This window comes from Thermus sp. NMX2.A1 (genome assembly GCF_000511705.1).
In the GTDB taxonomy this organism is placed as follows: Bacteria; Deinococcota; Deinococci; order Deinococcales; family Thermaceae; genus Thermus; species Thermus scotoductus.
Genome location: NZ_ATNI01000055.1, coordinates 1 through 21,803, shown reverse-complemented (window position 1 = coordinate 21,803; position 21,803 = coordinate 1). Strand labels below are relative to the sequence as shown.

The following is a 21,803-nucleotide window of genomic DNA, read 5'->3' as shown; positions in this document are numbered from 1 at the left end:
GCCCTTTTCGCCCGGGCTGCTACCCTAAAGGGTATGAGGCCTTTTCTACTGGGTCTGGCCCTGGGAGGGTTTCTTGGGGTGGGGGTGGCCTGGATGGGGCGGTTACCCGGGAGCGGGTCCTTGCAGGGAGTCCCCGTCTCCTGGGTTTTGGGGTCCATACCTGTCCAGCAACTTCCTTCCCCAGGCGGGGAGGGATGCGAACCCCAGGTTTACCTCTTCCTGAGCGGGGAGTTTTTCCGCATGCTCCCGGTGCCTGGGGGTGAGCCCCAGGAGCTTTTCCCGGTGGAGCCCGTTCCTAACCCCTTTGGCGGGTCCTAGGCGGGGGAAAGGTAACGCCGTAAGGCCACCCCTAAGAGGGCCAAAAACCCTCCCAGGACCCCCAGGAGGCCAGCGGCTTCTCCGGGCATGACCTCGAGGCGAACCGAGCGGGCGAGCTTCCGGTAGAGGTCGGAAAGCTCCTTTTCCGAGGCCACCAGGTAATACCGTCCCGCGGTGAACTCCGCCAGGGCCCAGAGGAGTTCCTCGTCCACCTCAAAGGCTCCCGGGAAGAAGCCGAAGGCGCTCACCGGGTCCTCGGGGCCCGGGATCCATCCGGGCACCCCCACCCCCACGGCGTAGATGCGCACCCCCATGCGGGAGGCTTCGGCCGCCGCCTCCAAGGGGTCTTTCCCCGTTCGGTTCCTGCCGTCGGTCAGGAGGAGGATCTCCCCTTCGCCCCCGGCCTCGCGGATGTTGCGCAGGGCTTCCAGGATTCCCTCCCCGATGGCCGTGGAGCGGCCGAACTCCAGGCTGTCCAGGCTTTCCCGCAGGAGCCTGCGGTCGGTGGTGGGGGGGTGGATGGTCTGGGCGTGGCCGCTGAAGGCCACAAGCCCTATCCTTAAGGCCCTCGGTGCCTCGCGGAGGAAGACCCGGGCGGCTTCCTTGGCCGCCTCGAGGCGGCTTGGCTTCAGGTCGGCCGCCATCATGCTCCGGCTTACGTCCATGACCAGGATCACCACGTTCCGGCTCGCCTGGCCGGGCAGGGGCAGGAGGGGGCGGGTGGCTGCCAGGACCAGGAGGAGGAGCCCCAGGAGAAAGAGGGCCGGGGGCAGCCAGGGAAGCACGCCCCGGGACTCCCGAGCCGCTTGCTGGAGCAGGGGGACCAAGGGATGGGGCAGGCGGGCCTTGGGGCGCCTTGGATAAAGGCCCAGGAGCAGGAAGGCCAAAAGGAGGAGAAGGCTTAAAGCCTCGGGGGCCTGCAGGCTCACGGCCACCTCCCTTCCCGGGCGAGGTTCAGGTAAGCGCCGAAGGAAAAGGTGAGAAGCCCCGCCACCACCAGGGCCTGGGTGAGGTCTAGGGTCTGGGTCCGCCACACCCGGTAGGGGCGGAGGGCCCGGTAGAGGGGTTGGAAATCCTCGCCGAGCACCTGGCCCCCGGTGGCCTGGGCCAGGCGCAGGAGGCTTGTGGGGTTGGTGGGCACGAAGTAAAGCCCCTCCCCGATGCGGCTCACCGCCCCCCTGGGGTCGCCCAGGGGACGCACGAAGACGGGGAGGCCTGCCCGGGAGAGTTCTTTAGCCGCCTCGAGGGGATCGCCCCCTGCGTTGGCCGCTCCGTCGGAAAGAAGGAGGATGGCGGCGGGGGGTTTCGCCTGGGGAAGATCCCCCTCTGGTCCCTTGGGCCGCAGGATCCGCCGGGCCTGGAGGAGGCCCTGGCCCAAAGGGGTGGCCCCCCCGGGTTTGAGGCCTTGCAGGGCCTTGAGGAGGGCCTGGCGGTCCCGGGTAGGGGAGAGGACCAGGACCGCCTGGGGTCCGAAGCTCACCAGCCCTACCTTGACCGAGGGATCGAGGCCGCGAAGGAAGCTTTGCGCCAGGGCCTTGGCCCGCTCCAGGCGGGTGGGGGCCTCGTCGTCCGCGGCCATGGAGTGGCTGGTGTCCACCACCAGCAGGGCCTGGGTCAGGTTCTCCCGCCAGGGAAGGCTGGCCTCGAGGCGGCCTGCCGCCAGGAGGAGGAAAAGAGGGGCCAGGAGGAAGGGAAGGGGTAGGGGCTTAGGTCCAGGGAGGAAGGCCGGGTCCAAGGCGGAGAGAAGCCGCCTCCGCCCGGCCCGCTCCAAAAGCCAGAGGAGAAGCCCTCCTGCGCCCAGGAGGAGAAGGCCTAGGAGGAAGCCCTCGGGGCTTTTGAAGGCCACCTGCGCCTCCTTTCCACGAAGCCGAGGAGGAGGGGAAGCAGGTCCATCTCCGTGGAGGCCACCAGGAGATCGGCACCCGCCTTGAGGATCTCCCGCATCCTGGCGGCCCTGAGGGCCTCCGCCCGGAGGCGGTAGGCTTCCCGCACCCTTGGGTCCAGGGTGTTCACCTCCACCTGGGTCCCGGTTTCCGGGTCCACGAAGGAGAGCACCCCTGCCCGGGGCAGGGCCCGTTCCAAGGGGTCCTCCACCAAGACTCCCACCAGGTCGTGCCGGGCGGCCAGGCGGGAAAAGGGAGCGGAAAAGGTGTCCAGGAAGTCCGAGAAGACGAAAACCAGGCTCCGGCGCCTGGCCACCCGCTCCAGAAGCCCCAAGGCTTCCCCTAGGGAAAGCGCCTTCCCGCCCTTGAGGGCCTCCCGGGCCAGGAGGAGGGCCTGGGCCTTCCCTCCTCGAGGGGGCAGGAGGCCCGAGGGCAGGATAGCCCCCACCCGGTTCCCGTGGCGGAGAGCGATATAGGCCACGCTCAGGGCCAGCTCCAGGGCCAGGGTGTACTTTTCCCGCCTCCTAGAGCCAAAGCGCATGGAGGGGCTTCCATCCAGGAGGAGCCACAGGGTGAGCTCCCGCTCCTCGCGAAAGCGGCGCACGTGAAGTTCCCCGGTCCGGGCTGTGGCGGGCCAGTCGATGCGTTCGGCCTCGTCCCCAGGGGCATAGGGGCTGATCTCCGCCAGCTCCAGGCTCTTGCCGTAGAACACCCCCCGGTAGTCCCCGAAGAGGAGTCCGTCCAGGGGACGTACCACCTTAAGCTCCAGGCGGGCCAAGAGGGCTTCGGGCGTCTCCATAGGGGTCGTGAAGGGGCACGAAGGGCGGGGGGAGGCGGTTGAGGATGGCTTCCAGCACGTTCTCCACCCGTACGCCCTCCGCCAGGGCCTGGTAGGAGAGGATCACCCGGTGGCGCAGGGCGTCCAGGTACAGGTCCCGCACATCCTCCGGCAGGGCGTGGGCCCGCCCCCGGACCAGGGCCAGGGCCTTGGCCCCCTGAACCAGGGCCAAGGAGGCCCGAGGGCTTGCCCCATAGGCCACGAAGGGCTTCAGGTCCTTAAGCCCCGCCCTTTCCAGATCCCGGGTGGCCTGGACCAGGGCCACGGCGTGCTCGGCCACCTTGGGATGGACGTAGACGCGGTCGGCCAGGCGGGAAAGCTCCAAAACCTCCTCCAGGGAAAGCACCTGGGCCACCTGGATCTCCTCCCCCGTGGTCATGCGCCCCACGATGAGGAGCTCCTCGTGGAAGGCAGGGTAGCCCACCACCACCTTGAGAAGGAAGCGGTCCAGCTGGGCTTCCGGCAGGGGATAGGTGCCCTCGCTTTCTATGGGGTTTTGCGTGGCCAGCACCAGGAAGGGCTTGGGCAGGGGGTAGGTTTCCTTGCCCAGGGTCACCTGGCGCTCCTGCATGGCCTCGAGGAGGGCCGACTGCACCTTGGCCGGGGCCCGGTTGATCTCGTCCGCCAGAAGGAGGTGGGCGAAGATGGGACCGAGCTCGGTCTTGAACTCCCCTTCCTTGGGGTTGTAGATGCGGGTTCCCAGGAGGTCGGCGGGCACCAGATCGGGAGTGAACTGGATTCTTTTGAAGTTTCCCCCGACCGCCTGGGCCAGGGTCTTCACCGCCAGGGTCTTGGCCAACCCCGGCACCCCCTCGATCAGGAGATGGCCCCGGGCGAGAAGGGCCACCAGCATCCTCTCCAGGAGGTGGTCCTGGCCCACGATGACCCGCTTGACCTCCTTCAGGAGGGCCCGAAGCCTTTCCCCTGCCGCCAAGAAGGGTTCCTCTTCCCAGGCCATGCCCACCCCCTAAGGGTTTCCCAGGAGTATAGCCCCCCAGACCAGGGGATACTCCCCTTCAGGACACATTTGGCCGGAATAGGGCCTTGCCCTTGGCGGAGAGGGCTTTTTGCCAGTCGGTAAGAGGGAAGATGCCCCCGATGAGGGCCTCGAGGCCCACCAGCTCGGGAAGGAGTCCCACCGCCTGGGCAAACTCCTCGGGGCTATAGGTGTAGCTTCCCACCAGGCCCACCTCCTTGAACCAGAAGGGGGAGAGGTCGGCCCAGTCCAGCCCAGGGGCCCCCAGGAGGAGCACCCGGCCTCCTTCCTGGGCCAGGGTAAGGGCCTGGCGGAAACCTGACCCGCTTCCCGAGGCCTCGAGGACCGCCTCGTACCCACCCCGGTACCCTTCAAAGAGGAGGTAGCGGTAGCGCTTGGCCCGCTCCAGCAGGGCCTCTTTGGCGCTTCCAAAGACCCCCTCCGCCCCGAAGGCCAAAGCCCGCTCCGCCTGGTGGGGGTACTTGGCCACCGCGTAGACCTTTCCGGAAAACCCCAGGGCCCTAAGGGCCTTGAGGGCCAGAAGGCCCAGGGTACCCATGCCCAGGATCAGAACCTCCTTGGGCCAGGGGTTCAGCTTCTTAAGGCCCCGCACCACCACCGCCAGGGGTTCGGCGAGCACGGCCCGTTCCTCGGGGACGTGGGCTGGGATGGGGTAAAGCCGCTCGGGCCGGGCCAGGATCCACTCTCCCCAGCCCCCGGGCAGGTCCCGGTTGTAGCCCAGCATCCCTGGGGCCAGGGATCCTTCCGCCACGTTCTGGCATAGGCCTTCCTCGCCCTCCTGGCACTTTGGGCAGGGGGGAAGGCCGCGGTCGGCGCAGGTGAGGAGAGGGTTTACCGCCACCAGGCTTCCCTCCACCTCCCCCAGGATCTCGTGGCCAAGGACGGCGGGAAAGGAGAAAAAGGGGCTGATGGATGGGGGGCTTTTCCCGTAGAGAAGGGCCAGGTCCGAGCCGCAAACCCCGCTTAGCCTGACCCTCACCCGTACGAAGCCTTGCCGTTCGGGAAGGGGAAGTTGGGTGAGGCTTAGGGGTAGAAGGCCCTTGGGAAATCGCTTGCCCAGGACCCTGGCGGCGAAGAAGCGGGGAAGGGAAGGGGTGTAGAGGAGGGCCTTCATGACATGGGCACGGTGCGGATGAGCTTACCCTCTATCCGCTCCATGATCTCGTCCAGGCTGCGCCCGGTGATGGTGAGGCCGTGGTTTTTCAAGCCCACCACCGCCCGGGTGGGGTCAGGGGCTTGGCGCACCTTTTCCGCCACCGCCTGGGCCAGCTCGTAGGTGCCGCAAGGGTAGTTGAAGGGGGTGGCGGGAACCCCTTCCATCCAGGCGTGCACGTGCAGGATGGCCCCGACCCCGGGGTGTGCCCGGTAGATCATCCAGTGCTCGATGGCATCCACGCTGACCCGCCTGGGTTCCACGTGGGGGGGCACGGAGAGGAGGATGGCGTTTTGCTCAGGGTCGTAGTCCTTCACCATGAGGATGTCCCGGCCGATCTCCTTCAGGTTGGCCTTGTCCACCCCGCTTGCGGACATCCAGAAGCGGCGCTCGTCCTTGCGCACGGAGAGGTTTCCATAGGAAAGACCCCCGATACCGTAAAGCCGTTTGACATGCCGCAGGTCCTCGGGGGGCAGGATCTCCTCGATGGGGAAGGGAGCAGGAAGGAGGTCCCACTCCTTGAGTTTCTTCCCTGCCCGGTACATGCTTTCCGTAAGCTCGTCCCCTTGCCAGAGCTCGGGCTCGAGGTCCGTGTGGAAGATGTTGTTGATGACCAGGCGGCTACAGGCGATGGGCTTAAGGCGCCCGGCCACCCTCTCGTAAAACCCCTCCCCGTTGGGCTCGTCGTAGTGCCCGAGCTCCAGGGTGAGGAACTTGACCCCCTGGTGGGGCACATAGGCCAGAAGCACGTTGGAAAGAGCCCGAACCAAGTAGGGGTAGAGGGCCTGGAGGGGGTTTTCGGGGAAGGCGGGAAGCTCCAGCACCGAGGCCACGAAGGTGGCCTGGGCCCGCCGGCGATAGGGGCGTGGGTTTTCCAGGGAGATGGCGTTCAGCACCAAGTTTGGGGCCTCGGCCTGAGGGTTGTGGCGAAACCCCTGAGCCTCCAGGGCTTTCCCCAGTCCTTCCAGAAAAGCCCGGACGTTAGGAGAAGGCTCACCGTGGATCATGTACTCCCACATATGCCCTCCTTGCTCTGGTCCTTAGCCTACCCCATACTGGTCCTATGGCGGAAGCCTTAGGGGGTAGCCGGGCCCTGGTCCCCGGACTGAGGGTGGGGCATTTCACCGACCTCGAGGCCCTCACCGGCTCCACCGTGGTCCTGGTGGAGGAGGGAGCGGTGGGAGCGGTGGACGTGCGGGGGGCGGCTCCCGGTACGCGGGAAACCGACCTCCTGTCCCCGGAGAACACCGTGGAGAAAGTGCAGGCCATCCTGCTTACCGGGGGAAGCGCCTTCGGCCTAAGGGCGGCGGATGGGGTCGTGCGTTACCTGGCGGAAAGGGGAAAGGGCTTCCCCACCCCAGGGGGTGTGGTGCCCATCGTGCCCGCAGCGGTCCTCTACGACCTGGGCCGGGGGAGGATCCACCGCCCGCCCGGGGTGGAGGCAGGGTACCAGGCAGCCTTGGCCGCAGGGGAAAGGGTGGAGGAGGGTAGCGTGGGGGCGGGCACGGGGGCGGTGGCGGGGGGAGTCAAGGGCGGGGTGGGCCTGGCGGGGTACCTTCTGGAGGAAGGCCACCGGGTCATGGCCTTGGTGGCGGTCAACAGCCTGGGCCGGCCCTTTGACCCCCAGACGGGGAGGCTTTACGGGGAGGCTCTCCTTGCAGAGGAGGAAAGGGCCCTTCTGCCGGACCGCTCCCGCTACCAGGGGGGGCCTGAGGACTACCGCTACCCTTTCCTTTTGGGCCAGAACACCACCCTGGCGGTGGTGGCCACGGATGCGCCCCTTAGCAAGGCCCAGGCCAGGAGGCTTGCCATCATGGCCCAGGACGGGATTGCCCGGGCCATTCGCCCGGCCCATACGCCCCTGGATGGGGACCTGGTCTTCGCCCTGGCCCTGGGGGAGGGGAAGGGGGTGGACCCCTACATCCTCTTGCGCCTCGGGGCCTACGCCGCCGACGCCGTAACCCGGGCGATCCTTCGGGCGGTGCTCCTTTCGGGGAGTGCGCCGGGGATTCCCGCTTACCGGGACCTCATGGGCTGATCACCTTCCGGGAAAGGGAGCGAGCTCCACCTCCACCTGGAGGACCTCCCCGCCCCGGCGCACACTAAGGCGGATCCTGTCCCCTACCTGGTGGCGGCGCACCTCCCGCAGGAGGTCCTCGAAGCTGTTCACCTTGACCCCGTTGACCTCGAGGATCACATCCGGCACCCCTCCCGTTTCCAGGCCCCTTAGCCCTGCCCGGTGGGCGGCCCCGCCCGGGACCACCTCGCCCACCAGCACCCCACCCGGGGGCAGGCCCAGCTCCCGGGCCAGCTCCGGGGTTAAGCCCCTTGGACCCCTCAGGCCCAGGTAGGGCCAGTAGCTTCGCTTACCCCCTTCCATCTCCGCCAGGACCTGGTCCCGGCCGAGGAACGGGGTGAAGAAACTCCGGAAACCCTCCTCCGTTTGGCCGATGGCCACCGCCACCCCCACCACCTTGCCCTCGAGGTCCAGCACGGGTCCTCCCGAATCCCCGGGGGAAAGGGGGAGGCTGGTTCCCACCAGGCCCTGGGGAAGAAAAGGCGAGGGGTCCACGAAAAGCCGGGTGATGCGCCCATACCGGGGGGCGATGAACTGGTTGTGCCCGTTGCCGATGTGGAGGAGGGCTTCCCCCACCCTAGGGGTCCGGGAAAGCTCCAAGGGGAGGACCCTTGGGGCCTGGGCCCCGGTGCGGAGCACCGCCAGGTCAAAGGGCTCGTGGAACCCCAGGACCTGGGCTTGGGCCTCCACCCCCGTGGCCAGGCGCAGGCGGAAGGGGCCCCCTTCCGCCACCACGTGGTAGGCCGTGAGGAGGAGGCGTGGGGCGTAGAAGAAAGCCGTTCCCCTTCCCCCCTCCCCGTCCCGGACCTGGACCACCCCGGGGTGGGCCTGGGCGTAAACGGCCTGGAGGGCCTCGGGGCTCGCCTGGACGGGTTCTACCCAGAGGGTCCCCTTGGGGCCGGAAAGCCAAAGGGCGAGGCTCAGGCCCAGGGGCAGGAGCCAAAGCCAAGGTTTAACCCGACCCATGCCCCATTCTCCCCCCTATCCCCATTTTCCTCCTCCTTTGAGCTCCAGAGTGTGATGCCGGGCAAGGAGCCTATTCCCGGGAGCGGTCCTCAGCGGTGCAGGTGGAGGTTGGCCTGAGGGAAAAACCTTTGATCCGGGTCATGGACGAGGGGAAGGCGAGGGGGCAGGCTGGGGCTTGGAGGTGCTTATGCCCCACGTGATCTGTGAGCCCTGTATCGGCGTGAAGGACCGGTCTTGCCAGGAGGTCTGCCCCGTGGAGTGCATCTACGACGCCGGGGAGCAGCTTTACATCCACCCCGACGAGTGCATTGACTGCGGGGCCTGCGTGCCCGCTTGCCCGGTGAACGCCATCTACCCCGAGGAGGACGTCCCGGAGCAGTGGAAGGTTTACATAGAGAAGAACCGCACCTGGGCCCAGACCCTGCCCAACGTGCACGTCCTCGAGGGGGGGCAATGACCGCGCCGCCCCGCCTGGTGGTGGAGGTAAGGCAGGAGGTTCCCCTGCAGTGCTCCCCGGTCAAGGGAGTGTGCCGCCTCGAGGACCTCAAGGTGAAACCCCTCCATCGCCTGGACAACCGCGGCACGCCCTGCGCCCTGGGGTTCATCCGGGCCACCGAGGTCATGGAGGCCCTGCCCTCGGGGGCGGTCTTGGAACTCCTTTCCAAAAATGTTTACGCCCCCTACGAGGTCCCTGCCTGGGCGGGCAAGTACGGCTACCGCATCCTGAAGCAGGAGCAGCGGGGGATTTTCCCTTTCCGCTACTACCGCTTCCTGGTGGAGAAGCCATGAGGGTGGAACTCCGCATCCTCAGGCGAGCGCCGGGCAGAGGACCCTACTGGCAGGCCTTCTCCCTGGAGACGGAGGGCCGGGAGCGGGTCTTGGACCTGCTTCTCAGGGTCAAGGCCGAGGTGGACGGGACTTTGGCCTTCCGCTACTCCTGCGGGCACGGGGTCTGCGGCTCGGACGCCATGACCATCAACGGCCGAAACCGCCTCGCCTGCAAGACCCTGGTGAAGGACCTGGGGCGGATCCTCACCGTGGAGCCGCTGCGGGCGCTCCCCGCCCGGAAGGATCTCATCGTGGACCTCGAGCCCTTCTTTGCCGCCTACCGGGCGGTGCGGCCCTACCTCATCAACGACGAGCCCCCGCCCGAGCGGGAGAGGCTCCAGAGCCCTGAGGAGCGGGCGCGTTACGAGGAGGGGACCCAGTGCATTCTCTGCGCCGCCTGCACCTCCAGCTGTCCCGTCTACTGGGTGAACGGGCACTACATCGGCCCGGCGGCCATCGTGCAGGCCCACCGCTTCCTCTTTGACTCCCGCGACCGAGGGGCCGAGGAGCGGCTTTCCAGTTGGCTCGGCGGGCGAAACGGGGTGTGGCGGTGCCGCAACGCCCACAACTGCACCGAGGCCTGCCCGCGGGGCATTGACGTGAACCGGCTCATCACCGAGGTCAAGCGGAGGATCCTGGAGGAGGCCTTCTGACCCCCCGGGGGCTACGGCCGGATTAAAGTGCGGGAGCAGGCATGGGCGGGGCTTGGCCAGAGGTGGTGATCCTGGGCGGGGGCTTCGCAGGGCTTGCCGCCGCCCGGGTTCTGGAAAGGGCGCGGGTTCCCTACCTCTTGCTGGACGCCCGGAACCACCACCTGTTCCAGCCCCTCCTTTACCAGGTGGCCACCGGCTTCCTGGAGGGGCCGGCCGTGGCCTACCCCTTGCGGGCCTTGCTGCGCCGGGGCCGGTTTCTCCTCGGCCGGGTGGAGCGGGTGGACCTCGAGGGGAAAAGGCTCTTCCTGGAGGGCGGGGATGCGCTTCCCTACCGCTTCCTTGTTGTGGCCACGGGAAGCCTTCCCAGCGACCTGGGGGTACCGGGGGTGAGGGAGCATGCCCTCTTCCTCAAGACCCTGGGCCAGGCCCTAAGGGTCCGGTACCGCCTCCTCGAGGCCCTGGAAAAAGCGGCCCGCAGGGGGCGCCCCCTGGACCTCCTCGTGGTGGGGGGCGGGCCCACGGGCGTGGAGCTCGCCGGGGCGCTGTCGGAGTTCTTGCGCTACGCCCTGCCCAGAGACTTCCCCGAGGTGCCCGCGGGGGCCGTCACCCTGCTGGAGGCGGGGCCCCGGCTCCTTCCCGCCTTCCGGCCGGCCCTCGGCCGGTATGCGGAGGGGGCCTTGGCCCAACTTGGCGTGAGGGTGCGCTTGGGGGCCCAGGTGGCCGAGGTGGGGGAGGGATGGGTAAGGCTTTCCGGGGGCGAGCGGCTTAAAGGGGACCTCGTCCTCTGGGCAGTGGGGGTGCGGGGGAACCCCCTTCCTGGGCTTCCTGCGGACGCTCGGGGCCGGGTGCCCACGGACCCCTGTCTGCGGCTTGTCGGTTATCCCGAGGTGTACGTGGTGGGGGACCTCAACGGGCTGGGCTTCCCCCAGCTCGCACCCGTGGCCCTGCAACAGGGGCGGTGGGCGGCGCGAAACCTCCTCCGGGCGTTAAGGGAGCAGGACCCCCTCCCCTTCCGCTACCGCGACCGGGGGCAGCTTGCGGTTATCGGCCGCAATCGGGCGGTGGCGGAGCTTTGGGGCCTCGGGGTGGCCGGGCTTCCCGCCTGGCTCCTCTGGGCTTTCGTGCACCTGAGGGAGCTCGTGGGCTTCCGCAACCGCCTTCTGGTCTTCCTGGACTGGGCCTACACCTATCTTTTCCGGGAACCTGGGGTGCGGATCCTCCCCGACTAGGTCCTTAGCTCCGCCTCGCTGTGGGCTTGGAGGGCGATCTTGAGGCGTTCCACCACCCCATCCACGGGCCGGCCTTCCCGGAGGGAGCTTTGGAGCTCTCCCAGAAGTTCCAGGAGAAGCCGGTGCTCCAGGAGCCGATCCCGACGGTTTCCCGGACTCAGGGTGGGGTAGTAGAGGGCCTCCTCCAGGGCGATGTGGGCCTGGAGCCTCTGAACCAGGGCCTCGGCTGCTCCTTGGGAGGGCAGGGCCTCCAGAAGCGCTTCAAGCTCCTTGTGGTCCCGGGCGAGCTCACTTGGCGGAAGCCCCAAGGTGATCCAGAGGATACGCCCGCCTTCTGGGGCCTCCAGGTGGAGCTGGCCAGTCCGGACCCTCACGGTCCGGCCCGGCTGGAGGCGGAGGGAGCGCCCCCAGAACCGCACGACGATAACCCCCTTGAGAACTGCCAGGAGAGCGTCTTCGCTCCGCTCCACCTTCAGGGTCTGCTTTCTCCCCCGGCTTAGGTCCAGGCACCGGACCTGACCCCCTGGCCTCACTAGCCCTTTGCCTTCAAAGGGGTAAATCATCTTGCCTCCTTTCCTTTAGGCGGGGGGGCCGCCCAGGCCTCCAGCCTTCACCTACCCTCCCTCCCCGTCTATGACCCAGGTCAAGGCGGGCCCAGAGGGCCTTGCCCGATGGCCGAGCCCTTCCCCGGACGGTGCCGTGCGGCCAGACGAGGGTGCAGCCCGCTGGCCGCAGGGAGCGCGGCGCCATGGGGGTGGCCCCCCGGGGACCGGGGCTAGGTTTGGCCTAGTGCCAGAGGAGAAGCATCCCCAAGAGGAGAAACCCCAGACCGGGCCAGGGATAGGGCCGCTTCAGGAGGAGGTGGAGGAGGCCTACCCCCAGGAGGGCCAGGAGGGGGTGGGGGGAGAGCCTTCCCACCAAGGCCAGGTAGACCAGGCCCAGGAGGACGTTCAGGTCGTAGAGGCCAAGGAGCGCCCGGGCCAGGCGGGGTACCTCCCGCCGCCAGAGGAGGTAGAAGCCCATTGGGAAGGCCAGGAACACAAGGGGTAGGCCCAGCACCCGGTGAAGGGCGGGCACGCCAAGAAGGGCCGTGGGGAGGCCCTGGAGGGTGTAGCCCAAGGCAGTGGCCAAAACGATGAGGAGGCCGAAACCCATCTGGGTCCAGCCTACCACCCGGGCAGGGACGGGGGGCCGGAAGAGGGTGAAGCTTCCAAAGGAGGCGAGGAGGAGGAGGGCGAGGAGCGTAAGGAGGGGAAGGAGGCCCTTTAGGAAGAGGAGGAAGGCCAAGAGGGCGCTACCCCCGAGGGCGAGGAGGGCGGGATAGACCTTGGGGCTTTGGCCCCGGGCCCTGAGGACCTGGGTTCTGGCGTAGTAGAGGGCGGCCACATCCCTTAGGGCCAGGGCCAGGAAGCTTCCCAGGGCCACCTCCAGGGGGAGCCCGCCCGCCAAGACCCCGGCGGGGGCGAAGGCCGCCATGAAGAGGGCGGCCGCAATCTCGGGGAAAAGGTCCCGGGAGCGGTTTTGGGCATCCATGTAGGCCATGTAGGCCCCCAGGGGGAAGGCCAGGGCGAGGGGGTAGAGAAAGGGCCCTTTAGCGGTTAGGGCGGTGAGGAGGAGGCCCAAGAGGGCAAAACCGAGGTATATCCCACCCACCCTCAGGGCCAGCTCGGTCCTCGGGTAGCGCTTTCCCCGCCTCAGGTCCTGGTAAGCGAGCTTCAAAGGGTGCCGCGCCAGGAAACCGAAGAGCCCTAGGAGAAAGAGGCCTAGGGTATGGGGGCCAGGGGAGAGGAGGAGGGCGAGGAGGAGAGGCTCGAGGGTGAACCCCCAGCCCCCGTGCTCCGTGGGGAGGGCTACCGACTTTAGGGAAACGCTTGGGGTCGTGCGCATACGCACCTCGCTAGGGTTAAGGAAGCGTGGGACGGGGCTTTTTAGCCCCACAAGATTTCCAGCGCCAAGAGGGCAAAGAGGAGGCCTGCGGCCAAGGAGAGGGTGGCGAAGGCTCCCCAGATGCCCGTTCCCAGGCCAAGCCCCCAGGCCAGGGCCATGCCCAGCAGGCCCAGGTTGGCCAGGCCCACCTGGAAAAGGGCGAGCCCGGGCCTGCGGAAGACCACGCCGCGGAAACGGGGCAGGGCGTGGTAGGCCACGCCGTAGATCATAAGGCTCACGAAGCCTAGAAGGTGCATGTGGGCGTGGGCGGGGCGCCAATTGTAGGGTAGGACACCCAGGCCGAGCAGAAGCCCCACCAGGTTGGCGGCTATAAACCAGAAGAGGGCCGTGGTGAGGGCAAGCCGGCTTGCCAGGATCATGGCCTGGGGGTGATGATGCCAAGGACCAGAAACCGACCTTCTCCGGCCTTGGCCCCGTGAGGTTCGCCTGGCGCGCAGGCGAGGAGGGTTCCGGGGCTTGCTGGGATCGTTTTCTCCCCGGCCCACAGGGTGCCCTCCCCCTCGAGGCAAAGCAGGTGAACCCGGGGTTCCCCTTTACCCCGGACCTCCTGCCCCTTTTGCAGGCTGAAGAGGATCAGGCGCACTTCCGGGTGATCGGCCAGGAGTTCCACCCCTCGGACCTGGCCGTAGCGGGCCTTCTCCAGGAGGTTCATCCTTCCCTTCCCAAAAAGGCCAGGAGGGCCTTCAATACCTCTTCGGGGTCCTTGCCTGCTTGGCGGGCGGCTTCCTCCAGGGAATCGGCTCCGCCACAGCAGGTATCTATGCCCATCTCGTTTAGCAAGCTCACCGCTTCCGGGTGGCGTTGCAAGACCCTGTTTACCGTGGTCTTTAAGGTGAGTTCCACCATACCCCCCTAAGCTTGGCACCCAAGGGGTTGAATTGCCATGACCTGGGTCAAGCGGTCTTGGAAGCCTCGGGCAGGAGATCCTTTAGGGTCAGGCCCTCGAGGGCTTTGCGGATTTCCTGGTTCATGCGCACCAGGTTTGGCTTGAGGTAGCAGAATCCCCGCCTCTCCTCTGTGGGGCAGCGCTTTAAGGTGGCGCAAAGGTCCAGGGCCACAGGTCCAGAGAGGCTTTCCATCACCTTAAGCAGGGTGATCCCCTCTGGGGGAGCTTTGAGCCACACCCCTCCTGCTCGGCCCATGCGGCTTTCCACCAAGCCCGCTTTGGCCAGCTTGGAGAGGACCTTGGCCATAAAGGCAGGAGGGGCCTTGAGCTTGGCGGCGATCTCCGCGGCGCTAAGCCCAGGCTCTTCCGCTAGAAGCAGAAGCGCATGAAGGGCGTAGGATTCCTCGCGTCTTAAGAGGCTTCGCACGGGCATACCTACATGGTAACCCCCTGAGGGATTGGCCCCCAGGGGGTGGGAAGAGGAGCACTACCTCCCACCGATGAACCAGGCCCGGGAGAGGAACCAGTGGTTATAAAGGTAGTAAACCAGGAAGAGGGCCAGGAAGAGGAGGGCCAGGAGGTAGACCCCTTTGGGGGTGGCGTGGCCTTCCTCTACCTTCACCTGGTAGGTTTTCTGGATTTCCTCGTCGGCCAAGGGTTTGCCCCGAAGCAGGGTGCCCACCGCCAAGAGCACGAAGAGAAGCCCGCCCAAAAGGGCCAGGGTTCCCCCGATGCCCATGGCGGCAAGCCAGGTGGCCATCTCTGGGGGGTACTGGAAGGCGAAGGGGCTTCCCCCGAACTGGAAGGCGTCCCCAGAGCGCCGAGGAAGTCCATAAACTACCCCCAGGCGCAACATGGCTAGGGAGAGGAGGCCCATGCCCAGCCCGAAGAGCCAGGGCTGCCAGGCGGCAAGCCGAGGCCAGATGAGCTTGCGGCGGAAGATGAGGGGCAGAAGGTAGTAGGTGAGGCCCATGAAGGCCAGGCTTGTTCCTGCCACCACCGTGCCCTTGAAGTGGCCCACCACCGCTAAGGTGTTGTGCCACTTGAGGTTCTGGTCGTAGGAGCCCATGGTGACCCCGCTCATCCCTCCCAGGAAACCGAAGAGGATGACGGAAAGCACCAGGGCGGAGAAGCCAGGGTTGCCCCAAGGGGTCTTGGCCAGCCAGCCGAAAAGCCCTTTGTTGAACCCCTTGAGCCTGAGGCCCCGCTCAATGGCCGCGGGCACCGAGAAGGCGTGGATCAAGCTTCCCAGGACGGCCACATGGATGAGGTAGCCGGTGTTCACCCAGGTCCAGCTGCTGGAAAGAGCCCCGGTGGGCTCGGTGAGGAGGTGGTGGGCGGAGCCCAGGTTGATGCCCAGGAGGTAGAGGAGGAAGGCGACCCGGGAGAGCCTCTCGCTGGGGGTGGTACCTCCCACGGTGAAAAGGGCCAGGAGGTACCAGACGGTAACCATGGCGGCCAGGTTCACCTGTTGGGCTCCGTGGCCAAAGCCCCAGTAGGTGTGCCGGAACCAGAGGGGGTCCACCTTGATTAGGCCTAAAGACCAGAGGAAGGTGGGGATAAAGGCGATGGCCCCGGAGAGGAGGGTAGTGGTGGCCAAGATGGCGGCGGTGAGGGCTCCGAAAGCCCCCAGGGGCATGGTGGCCCCGGAGGCCCTGGCTGGGCGCCTTGGAAAGAGGCTGTACGGCCTTTCCGCACTTCTGGCCCTGGGCCTTTTCCTCTTTTATGGGGCAAGCCGCCTTACGGGTTTTCCCCTCCCCACGCCTTACGGCTGGGCCTGGGAGGGAAGGGAAGATGTGGATGTGCTGGGGGGCTTCCTGGCCCTATGGGAGGTCCTGGTTTTTTGGGCCTTTCTCCGGCGCTAAGGTGGGTACCTGTTTCCAGATGAAATAGATGCCGTAGGCGATGAGGAGGAGCAGGGCCATCTGGCCTAGGATGTGGGGTAGGCCATAGATGCTTATGCCCGCTGCCCCCAAGGCCAAGGCCGTGGCCAAGACCTTGGTTCTTCTGGGGATCCCCCGGCCTTCCCGGTAGTTTTTCACCAAGGGGCCCACCTGGGGCAGGGAGAGAAGCCAGGCCTCGAGGCGGGGATGGCTTCGCGAGAAGAGGTAGGCCGCTATCAGGAAAAAGGGGGTGGAGGGGAGGATGGGAAGGAGGGCCCCCAAGAAGCCCAGCCCCGTGAAGAGCAGTCCTAAACCCAAAAAGGTCAGCCTCATGACTTGAGGATATCCCCGTCCGTACCGGGATTGCTTTGATCGAGGTCAAGGGTGGGGAAGGAGTTCGGCGCGCGTTCCCTATCTTGGGACATTTGTCACAAGGACACCTGTCCTTGGGGAGTGATGCTAAAACACGGATGGAAAGGTCCGAGTAAGGACCTGGGAGGTGAAGGATGCGAAAGGTGTTAGGCGTACTGGCGGGGTTGGTTTTAGGGGTTCCAGGCGTGGCGGCGGAAAGGCACTTTGCCCTCGAGGCCCGCTCCAGCATCTTCGAGGTGGATCAAGGGGTTTACCTCAGGGGCTTCTCCTTCAACGATATGAGCCCTGGGCCCATGCTGGTGGTGGAGGAGGGGGATACCGTACACATCACCCTTCGGAATCTGGATAACGTTACCCACGGTCTTTCCATCCATGCCGCCAACACCCAGACCTCGAGGTTCCTGGGCAACGTCCAGCCAGGGGAAACCCGGGAGTTCAGCTTCACCGCGGACTTTCCGGGGGTCTTCATGTACCACTGCGCCCCTGGGGGCCACGGCATCATGGCCCACACCATGGGTGGCCAGTTTGGGATGATCGTGGTGGAGCCAAAAGAGAAGTACCGGATGGAGCGGGAGCTCGGCCGGGGGCCGGACCTCAAGCTCTACATAATCCAGAGTGAGGCTTACGCTTCAGGGCGGGATTTCTACGATGGGAAGGCCCTTTACGTGATGTTCAATGGCAGGAACTTCCGTTACGTGGATGAACCCATACCCGTGCGTCCCGGGGATTATCTACGCATCTACTTCCTGAACGTGGGGCCCAACCTTACCAGCACGTTCCACGTGGTGGGCGGGGTTTTTGAGTACATGTACTACCAGGGTAATCCGAAAAACCTCGTGGTGGGCGCCCAGACGGCTTTGGCGGGACCGAGCGATTCCTGGGTCATCGAATGGCGAGTTCCGCCCGTGGAGGGGGATTACGCTTTGGTAACCCATGTCTTCGGTACCGCCATCAAGGGGGCTTTGGGGATCCTGCGGGCCAAGAAGGATGCGCCCCGGATTCCTGAGGTGCGGGCGGAAGGAGTGCCCGGGGTCAAGGAAATTCCCGCCAGCGCCAAGCGGGTGGTCGATCCCTATGGGCTTGCTTCTCCTAGCCACGAGCACACCGTACGGGTGCCCTTGGATCCTGCCCTGGCTCAGCCAGTCGCGGTTGGGGCAAAGGCTTTAGAACCCCTTCCCGTCACCGTGCAGATGGTGGGCAACTCCTTCTACCCCAAGGTCCTGGAGATCCCCGTGGGCACCACGGTGGAGTTCGTCAATGAAGACGTCTTTGACCTGCTGGAAGGGGAACGCACGGGCCGGCATGATGCGGTGGTGATCGAGGTGCAGGGGCCTGAGCCCTTTGTGACCCCCAAGCTGGGCCACGCAGAACGGTACCGCATCACCTTCACCAAGCCAGGGGAGTACGTGTACATCTGCAGCATCCACCCGTACATGAAGGGGATCATCCGTGTCTACGAGCCCTTGAGCCAGCGGGCCGATTCCCAATGACCCGGGGTGCTGACCCGTGACTGCTGACCGATGACGAGAGGTGTCCCCAGGGAATCCCCCCGGGGACATTTGCCCTTGACCTAGGTCATGGAAACTCCGCCGGCTTAATCCGAGTTTGTGAGCTGGAGGTGAAAGGAGGTTAAGGTATGGAGATCGGCTGGATAGAAACCACCATCGGGGCGCTTTTTGCCACAGTGGTCCTTACCCTGTGGCTTTCCCGGGGATCCGGATGGCTCGAGCCCCGCTTCTGGCGAAATGCGGCTGTGGTGAGCTCCCTGATCATGACCGGGATCCTGGTGTATCTGACCATTGACTCCTTGAACCAGATCCGGGAGGGTTCGGCCCGGGTGCCGGCCTACACCGTGATCAACAAGGCTATAGGGCTCAAGCGGGATTACGAGAAGCGGCGGGACATCCCGGTCGTCGGGGAGGAGGTGGGGTTTTTCGGCAAGGTTTGGAGCGAGGAGGAGGCCTACACCTTGGTCAACAAGGGCAAGATGACCTTGCAGAGCCGCAACTGCATGGACTGCCACACCCTTCTGGGTAACGGGGCCTACTTCGCTCCCGACCTCACCCGCGCCTGGTTGGACCCCAAATGGGAAACCATGGTTAAGGGCATGACCGGCAAGGCCACCAAGGAGGAGGCCATGGCGGAATGGCTTCAACACCCTGACCGCTATCCCACCTTCGTTCGCCGTATGCCCAACCTGGGCTTGAGCGAGGAGGAGGCCAAGGCCTTGGTGGCCTTCTTGAAGTGGATGTCGGCCATCGATACCAACGGTTTCCCGGACCGCTTCGCCGGGGTGCAGTAGGAGGTGTCCCATGACCCAGGCTTTACCCCAAGGTAAGCTTTACGAGTCTCAGAAGCTGGCCCTTTGGTACTTCTGGGTGGCCTTGGCCCTGTTTGGGGCCCAGGTCCTTTTCGGTTTGCTGGCGGCTTGGCAGTACCTGGATCCCAATTTTCTCTACGGCAAGCTTAACTTCATGACCAACCGGATGCTCCACGTCAACGCCATGATCGTCTGGCTTCTTTTGGGCTTCATGGGCGGAGTGTACTGGTTTTTGCCCATGGAGCTGGGGCGGGAGGTGGTGGGCATCCGGCTTGCCCGCTTCGCCTTCTTCACCCTTATCGCGGCAGTGGGCATCGTGGTTTTGGTTTACCTCCTGGTCCAGTATGGGCCGGGTAACGCCTTTACCCTGTGGTTCATCACCGAGGGGCGGGAGTACATAGAAGCCCCCCGCTGGGCCGATTTCGGCATCGTGGCGGTGATGGCCATCTTCCTTTACAACGTGGTAGCTACAGCCCTTAAGGCCCAGCGCATTACCGGGGTGGTGGCGGTGTTGATGTTTGACCTGGTGGCCCTGGCCGGGCTCTATATGGCGGGCATGCACTACACCCCCAACATCTCCATGGACCAGTACTTCTGGTGGTGGGTGGTGCACCTTTGGGTGGAGGCCACCTGGGAGGTATTGGTGGGCTCCATCATGGCCATGGCCCTCATGCACCTTCTGGGAACTCCGAGGCGCATTGTGGAAACCTGGCTCTACCTCGAGGTGGCCCTGGTCTTCGGCACCGGGATCCTGGGTCTGGGGCACCACTACTTCTGGATCGGCACCCCGGAGTACTGGCTGGGCCTGGGGGGGTTCTTTAGCGCCTTGGAGCCCATTCCCCTGGTGGCCATGGTGGTTCATGCGGTCTACGATGCCGGGATGCACCGCATGCAGACCGTGAACCAGCCCGCCCTCTTTTGGGCCATCGCCCAGGCCTTCGGCAACTTCATCGGCGCCGGGGTATGGGGATTCATGCAGACCCTGCCCCAGATCAACCTTTACTCCCATGGCACCCAGCTGGCTGCGTCCCACGGCCACCTGGCCTTCTTCGGAGCCTACGTTACCGCCATTCTCACGGTGATCTACATGGCCCTGCACCAGGTGAGGCGGCCTGATTTGCCCCGCTTTGACTCCAGGCTGTGGAAGTGGGCTTTTGTGCTGATGATCATCGGCATCTTCGGCATGTCTGCGGCCATGACCATCGCCGGCTTCACCCAGACCATGGTGGAACGGGCCATTGGTGGTAGCACCTGGCAGGCCTATATCGATGCCCAGCAACACCCCTGGTTCCAAAACGGTATGGTCTGGCGCTTCGCCTTTGGGGTTTTCTTCTTGGTGAGTTACCTGGTCCTCCTTTGGGACCTGGTCACCATTGGCAAGGGCGAGGCCAAGGCGGCCAAGGGGGTGGGGGCCCATGACTAGCGAGGCGGTGCGGGACCTGATGCTCTATGGGATGCTCATGGTTTCCGCCGCAGGGTTCTACGCCATGTTCTACGCTCTGGGGCGGATGCTGGGGAGGCCTTCCATCGTTACCTTCTCCTACCTCTTCGCCGCCTTGCAGGCCCTGGGGGCTTTGGGCATGATTCTGCCGCCCTACTTGGATCCCTTCTGGAAGTACTTGATCGCCTTTAGCTCGGCGGTATACCTCTTCATCCCCCAGGGGATGTGGTGGGTGGTGACCACCTTCCACGAAAAAGAGCACGCCCATTAGCCCTTCCTTCCCCCGGCCGGACCCCGCACGGGGTCCGGCTTTTTCCAGTTTAGGTGGGGAGATTTGTAGGGACTTTAGCCATAGGACATCTGTACTACTCGGATATGTCTATCCTAGTTGATGGAGGTGAAAGCTGTGAAAAGAACGTTAGGTTTATTAGGATCTCTGCTGCTGGCCGCTTTGGCCTTGGCCCAGGCTCCTGCTCCCTTAAGCCCGGCGGAGAAGGAGGAAGCAGCCAAAATCTACTTTGACCGCTGCGCTGGGTGCCATGGGGTGTTGCGGAAGGGAGCGACGGGTCCCGCCCTTGACCCTAAGAAGATGGCGGAAAAGGGGGTGGAGTACCTGAAGGCGGTGATCTTCGGCGGCCTTCCTGGGGGCATGCCCGATTGGGGGCGGCAGGGGATTCTTAAGGAAAAGGACATCGAGCTCGTTGCCCGCTTCCTTTTGGAGCAGCCCCCAGCGCCTCCAGTTCCCACCTTTGAGGAGATCAAAAAGACCTGGAAGGTGCACGTGCCCCCGGAGAAGCGGCCCACCAAACCTCTCCATAACCGCAACTGGCAGAACTTCTTCGGCCAGGTGCTCCGGGATACGGGCCAGGTGGCCATCATCGACGGGGATAAGAAGGAGTTGGTGAGCATCGTGCCCACGGGCTTTGCCACCCACATCTTGCGCTCCTCAGCCACGGGCCGGTACTTCATGGCCATCGGCCGGGACGGGAAGGCGAGCCTGATAGACCTCTGGATGAACCCGCCCCAGGTGGTGGCGGAGTCCAAGCCCTGCCTGGATGCCCGGTCCATTGAGTCCAGCAAGTTCAAGGGCTACGAGGATAAGTATGCGGTGGTGGGGTGCTACTGGCCGCCTACCATGGTGGTTCTGGATGGCCTCACCCTCGAGCCCCTCAAGATGGTCTCCACCATCTCCTACGCTAAGGGGGCCGGGGAACTGGTGATGGAAGCCCGGGTGGCCGCCATCGTGGCGAGCCACTTTAACCCCGAGTGGATCGTAAACCTCAAGGAGTCGGGCCAGACCTGGCTGGTGGACTACTCCAATCTGCACAAGAAAGGCCGGCCCCTGCCCATCACCATGATCGACACCAATCTCTTTCTGCACGATGGGGGCTGGGCTCTGAAGCGCTACTTCATCGTGGCGGCCAACGCGTTGAACAAGCTGATCGTAATAGATACCAAGACCCGGGAGTTCGCAGCCGAGGTGGAGGCGGGGGTCAGGCCCCACCCGGGCCGGGGTTCCAACTGGGAGCATCCCACTTACGGGCCGGTTTGGGCCACCGGGAACATCGGTAGCCCCGAGGTGACCGTGGTGGGTGTGGATCCCGAAAAGCATCCCCAGTACGCCTGGAAGGTGGTCAAGCGGATCACCCTGCCCTATACCGGCAACCTCTTCATCAAGACCCACCCCAATAGCCCCTGGGTCATCGTGGACTTCCCCATGAGCCCGAGTCCCCAGGCGGCTGCCAGCCTCTGCGCCATAGACAAGCGCAAGCTGGAGGTGGCCAAGTGCTGGGAGGTGCCGGGAGCCCAGGAGCTGAAGGCCCGCATGGTGCATCCCGAGTTCAATAAGGGTGGGACCGAGATCTGGGTTTCCGCCTGGGGCTCTAAGGACACCCCTACCTTCATCGTGGTCTACGATGCCCTTACCCTCAAGGAAAAGGCCCGCATCACCGGGGACTGGGTGCGCACCCCTACGGGGAAGTTCAACGTGTACAACACCGCTTACGACATCT

General features: G+C 65.3%; 27 protein-coding genes. 12 read left to right on the top strand and 15 right to left on the bottom strand.

Annotated features, from left to right (window positions below; all coding sequences use genetic code 11):
* Nucleotides 1-33: 33 nt before the first annotated feature.
* Nucleotides 34-318, top strand: coding sequence for a hypothetical protein (locus TNMX_RS05635; RefSeq protein ID WP_038030316.1), 285 nt, complete (start codon nt 34-36; stop codon nt 316-318).
* Here TNMX_RS05635 and TNMX_RS05630 read toward each other — a convergent pair.
* Genes TNMX_RS05630 through TNMX_RS05605 form a run of 6 tightly spaced genes read right to left on the bottom strand, consistent with a single transcriptional unit; the run spans nt 315 to nt 6,208 of the window.
* On the bottom strand, nt 315-1,247 hold the full coding sequence (locus tag TNMX_RS05630) for a VWA domain-containing protein (RefSeq protein WP_038030313.1): 933 nt from the start codon (nt 1,245-1,247) through the stop codon (nt 315-317). The two genes, TNMX_RS05635 and TNMX_RS05630, sit on opposite strands and share 4 nt — an antisense overlap.
* Nucleotides 1,244-2,164 carry a VWA domain-containing protein gene (locus TNMX_RS05625; RefSeq protein ID WP_038030264.1) on the bottom strand — a complete coding sequence of 307 codons (921 nt, stop codon included), beginning with the start codon at nt 2,162-2,164 and terminating at the stop codon, nt 1,244-1,246. Before TNMX_RS05625 ends, TNMX_RS05630 begins: the two co-directional genes overlap by 4 nt.
* On the bottom strand, nt 2,131-3,000 hold the full coding sequence (locus tag TNMX_RS05620; protein WP_038030262.1) for a DUF58 domain-containing protein: 870 nt from the start codon (nt 2,998-3,000) through the stop codon (nt 2,131-2,133). The genes TNMX_RS05625 and TNMX_RS05620 overlap by 34 nt, the downstream gene beginning before the upstream one ends.
* Nucleotides 2,960-3,997 carry a MoxR family ATPase gene (locus TNMX_RS05615; protein WP_038030260.1) on the bottom strand — a complete coding sequence of 346 codons (1,038 nt, stop codon included), beginning with the start codon at nt 3,995-3,997 and terminating at the stop codon, nt 2,960-2,962. The genes TNMX_RS05620 and TNMX_RS05615 overlap by 41 nt, the downstream gene beginning before the upstream one ends.
* Nucleotides 3,998-4,055: 58 nt before the next feature.
* Nucleotides 4,056-5,150, bottom strand: a complete 1,095-nt coding sequence (locus tag TNMX_RS05610; RefSeq protein ID WP_038030258.1) for a zinc-binding dehydrogenase — start codon at nt 5,148-5,150, stop codon at nt 4,056-4,058.
* Complete coding sequence (locus TNMX_RS05605; protein ID WP_038030256.1) at nt 5,147-6,208, bottom strand: class II aldolase/adducin family protein; 1,062 nt, start codon at nt 6,206-6,208, stop codon at nt 5,147-5,149. The genes TNMX_RS05610 and TNMX_RS05605 overlap by 4 nt, the downstream gene beginning before the upstream one ends.
* A gap of 44 nt (nt 6,209-6,252) precedes the next feature.
* Between TNMX_RS05605 and TNMX_RS05600 the strand changes: the two genes are divergently transcribed.
* The gene (locus TNMX_RS05600; RefSeq protein WP_038030254.1) at nt 6,253-7,227 is read left to right on the top strand and encodes a P1 family peptidase; all 975 of its coding nucleotides are present in this window, start codon (nt 6,253-6,255) and stop codon (nt 7,225-7,227) included.
* Here TNMX_RS05600 and TNMX_RS05595 read toward each other — a convergent pair whose 3' ends face one another.
* Nucleotides 7,228-8,232: a S1C family serine protease gene (locus tag TNMX_RS05595; protein ID WP_038030252.1), complete on the bottom strand. Its 1,005-nt coding sequence runs from the start codon at nt 8,230-8,232 to the stop codon at nt 7,228-7,230. It abuts the gene before it with no gap.
* Nucleotides 8,233-8,419: 187 nt separating this feature from the next.
* Between TNMX_RS05595 and TNMX_RS05590 the strand changes: the two genes are divergently transcribed.
* From TNMX_RS05590 to TNMX_RS05575, 4 genes are read left to right on the top strand one after another with little or no spacing between them, the layout of a single operon-like run.
* On the top strand, nt 8,420-8,689 hold the full coding sequence (locus tag TNMX_RS05590; RefSeq protein WP_038030250.1) for a ferredoxin family protein: 270 nt from the start codon (nt 8,420-8,422) through the stop codon (nt 8,687-8,689).
* Nucleotides 8,686-9,021, top strand: coding sequence for a sulfurtransferase TusA family protein (locus tag TNMX_RS05585; RefSeq protein ID WP_015717653.1), 336 nt, complete (start codon nt 8,686-8,688; stop codon nt 9,019-9,021). The genes TNMX_RS05590 and TNMX_RS05585 overlap by 4 nt, the downstream gene beginning before the upstream one ends.
* On the top strand, nt 9,018-9,713 hold the full coding sequence (locus TNMX_RS05580) for a succinate dehydrogenase iron-sulfur subunit (protein WP_015717652.1): 696 nt from the start codon (nt 9,018-9,020) through the stop codon (nt 9,711-9,713). Before TNMX_RS05585 ends, TNMX_RS05580 begins: the two co-directional genes overlap by 4 nt.
* 41 nt (nt 9,714-9,754) lie before the next feature.
* Nucleotides 9,755-10,942, top strand: a complete 1,188-nt coding sequence (locus tag TNMX_RS05575; protein WP_015717651.1) for an NAD(P)/FAD-dependent oxidoreductase — start codon at nt 9,755-9,757, stop codon at nt 10,940-10,942.
* Here the strand turns inward: TNMX_RS05575 and TNMX_RS05570 are convergent.
* The 7 genes from TNMX_RS05570 to TNMX_RS05540 all read right to left on the bottom strand — a co-directional run bounded on the left by TNMX_RS05570 (nt 10,939) and on the right by TNMX_RS05540 (nt 15,414).
* Nucleotides 10,939-11,505: a hemerythrin domain-containing protein gene (locus tag TNMX_RS05570; RefSeq protein WP_015717650.1), complete on the bottom strand. Its 567-nt coding sequence runs from the start codon at nt 11,503-11,505 to the stop codon at nt 10,939-10,941. The genes TNMX_RS05575 and TNMX_RS05570 overlap by 4 nt on opposite strands.
* 223 nt (nt 11,506-11,728) lie before the next feature.
* Nucleotides 11,729-12,829, bottom strand: coding sequence for a YwiC-like family protein (locus tag TNMX_RS05565; RefSeq protein ID WP_015717649.1), 1,101 nt, complete (start codon nt 12,827-12,829; stop codon nt 11,729-11,731).
* A 41-nt stretch (nt 12,830-12,870) separates the two neighbouring features.
* Entirely contained in the window at nt 12,871-13,248 is a 378-nt protein-coding gene (locus TNMX_RS05560) for a hypothetical protein (RefSeq protein ID WP_015717648.1), read from the bottom strand.
* Nucleotides 13,245-13,541, bottom strand: coding sequence for a cupin domain-containing protein (locus TNMX_RS05555; RefSeq protein ID WP_015717647.1), 297 nt, complete (start codon nt 13,539-13,541; stop codon nt 13,245-13,247). The genes TNMX_RS05560 and TNMX_RS05555 overlap by 4 nt, the downstream gene beginning before the upstream one ends.
* Entirely contained in the window at nt 13,538-13,735 is a 198-nt protein-coding gene (locus TNMX_RS05550) for a DUF542 domain-containing protein (RefSeq protein ID WP_015717646.1), read from the bottom strand. Before TNMX_RS05550 ends, TNMX_RS05555 begins: the two co-directional genes overlap by 4 nt.
* Before the next feature lie 47 nt (nt 13,736-13,782).
* Nucleotides 13,783-14,208 carry an Rrf2 family transcriptional regulator gene (locus tag TNMX_RS05545; RefSeq protein ID WP_038030247.1) on the bottom strand — a complete coding sequence of 142 codons (426 nt, stop codon included), beginning with the start codon at nt 14,206-14,208 and terminating at the stop codon, nt 13,783-13,785.
* Nucleotides 14,209-14,262: 54 nt separating this feature from the next.
* Nucleotides 14,263-15,414, bottom strand: coding sequence for a cbb3-type cytochrome c oxidase subunit I (locus tag TNMX_RS05540; protein ID WP_015717644.1), 1,152 nt, complete (start codon nt 15,412-15,414; stop codon nt 14,263-14,265).
* Between TNMX_RS05540 and TNMX_RS05535 the strand changes: the two genes are divergently transcribed.
* On the top strand, nt 15,368-15,640 hold the full coding sequence (locus TNMX_RS05535; RefSeq protein ID WP_172640109.1) for a hypothetical protein: 273 nt from the start codon (nt 15,368-15,370) through the stop codon (nt 15,638-15,640). The two genes, TNMX_RS05540 and TNMX_RS05535, sit on opposite strands and share 47 nt — an antisense overlap.
* Here TNMX_RS05535 and TNMX_RS05530 read toward each other — a convergent pair.
* Nucleotides 15,599-15,991, bottom strand: coding sequence for a YbaN family protein (locus TNMX_RS05530; protein WP_038030243.1), 393 nt, complete (start codon nt 15,989-15,991; stop codon nt 15,599-15,601). The two genes, TNMX_RS05535 and TNMX_RS05530, sit on opposite strands and share 42 nt — an antisense overlap.
* A gap of 173 nt (nt 15,992-16,164) precedes the next feature.
* Here TNMX_RS05530 and TNMX_RS05525 point away from each other — a divergent pair, with 173 nt between their 5' ends.
* From TNMX_RS05525 to TNMX_RS05505, 5 genes are all read left to right on the top strand, one after another.
* Nucleotides 16,165-17,520 carry a multicopper oxidase domain-containing protein gene (locus TNMX_RS05525; RefSeq protein ID WP_038030241.1) on the top strand — a complete coding sequence of 452 codons (1,356 nt, stop codon included), beginning with the start codon at nt 16,165-16,167 and terminating at the stop codon, nt 17,518-17,520.
* A 146-nt stretch (nt 17,521-17,666) separates the two neighbouring features.
* Complete coding sequence (locus TNMX_RS05520; protein ID WP_038030240.1) at nt 17,667-18,332, top strand: cytochrome c; 666 nt, start codon at nt 17,667-17,669, stop codon at nt 18,330-18,332.
* Between the two features lie 10 nt (nt 18,333-18,342).
* Nucleotides 18,343-19,773 carry a cbb3-type cytochrome c oxidase subunit I gene (locus TNMX_RS05515; protein WP_015717639.1) on the top strand — a complete coding sequence of 477 codons (1,431 nt, stop codon included), beginning with the start codon at nt 18,343-18,345 and terminating at the stop codon, nt 19,771-19,773.
* On the top strand, nt 19,766-20,062 hold the full coding sequence (locus TNMX_RS05510; RefSeq protein ID WP_015717638.1) for a hypothetical protein: 297 nt from the start codon (nt 19,766-19,768) through the stop codon (nt 20,060-20,062). The genes TNMX_RS05515 and TNMX_RS05510 overlap by 8 nt, the downstream gene beginning before the upstream one ends.
* A 135-nt stretch (nt 20,063-20,197) precedes the next feature.
* On the top strand, nt 20,198-21,803 hold a 1,606-nt coding region (locus TNMX_RS05505; protein WP_038030307.1), incomplete at its 3' end, for a nitrite reductase.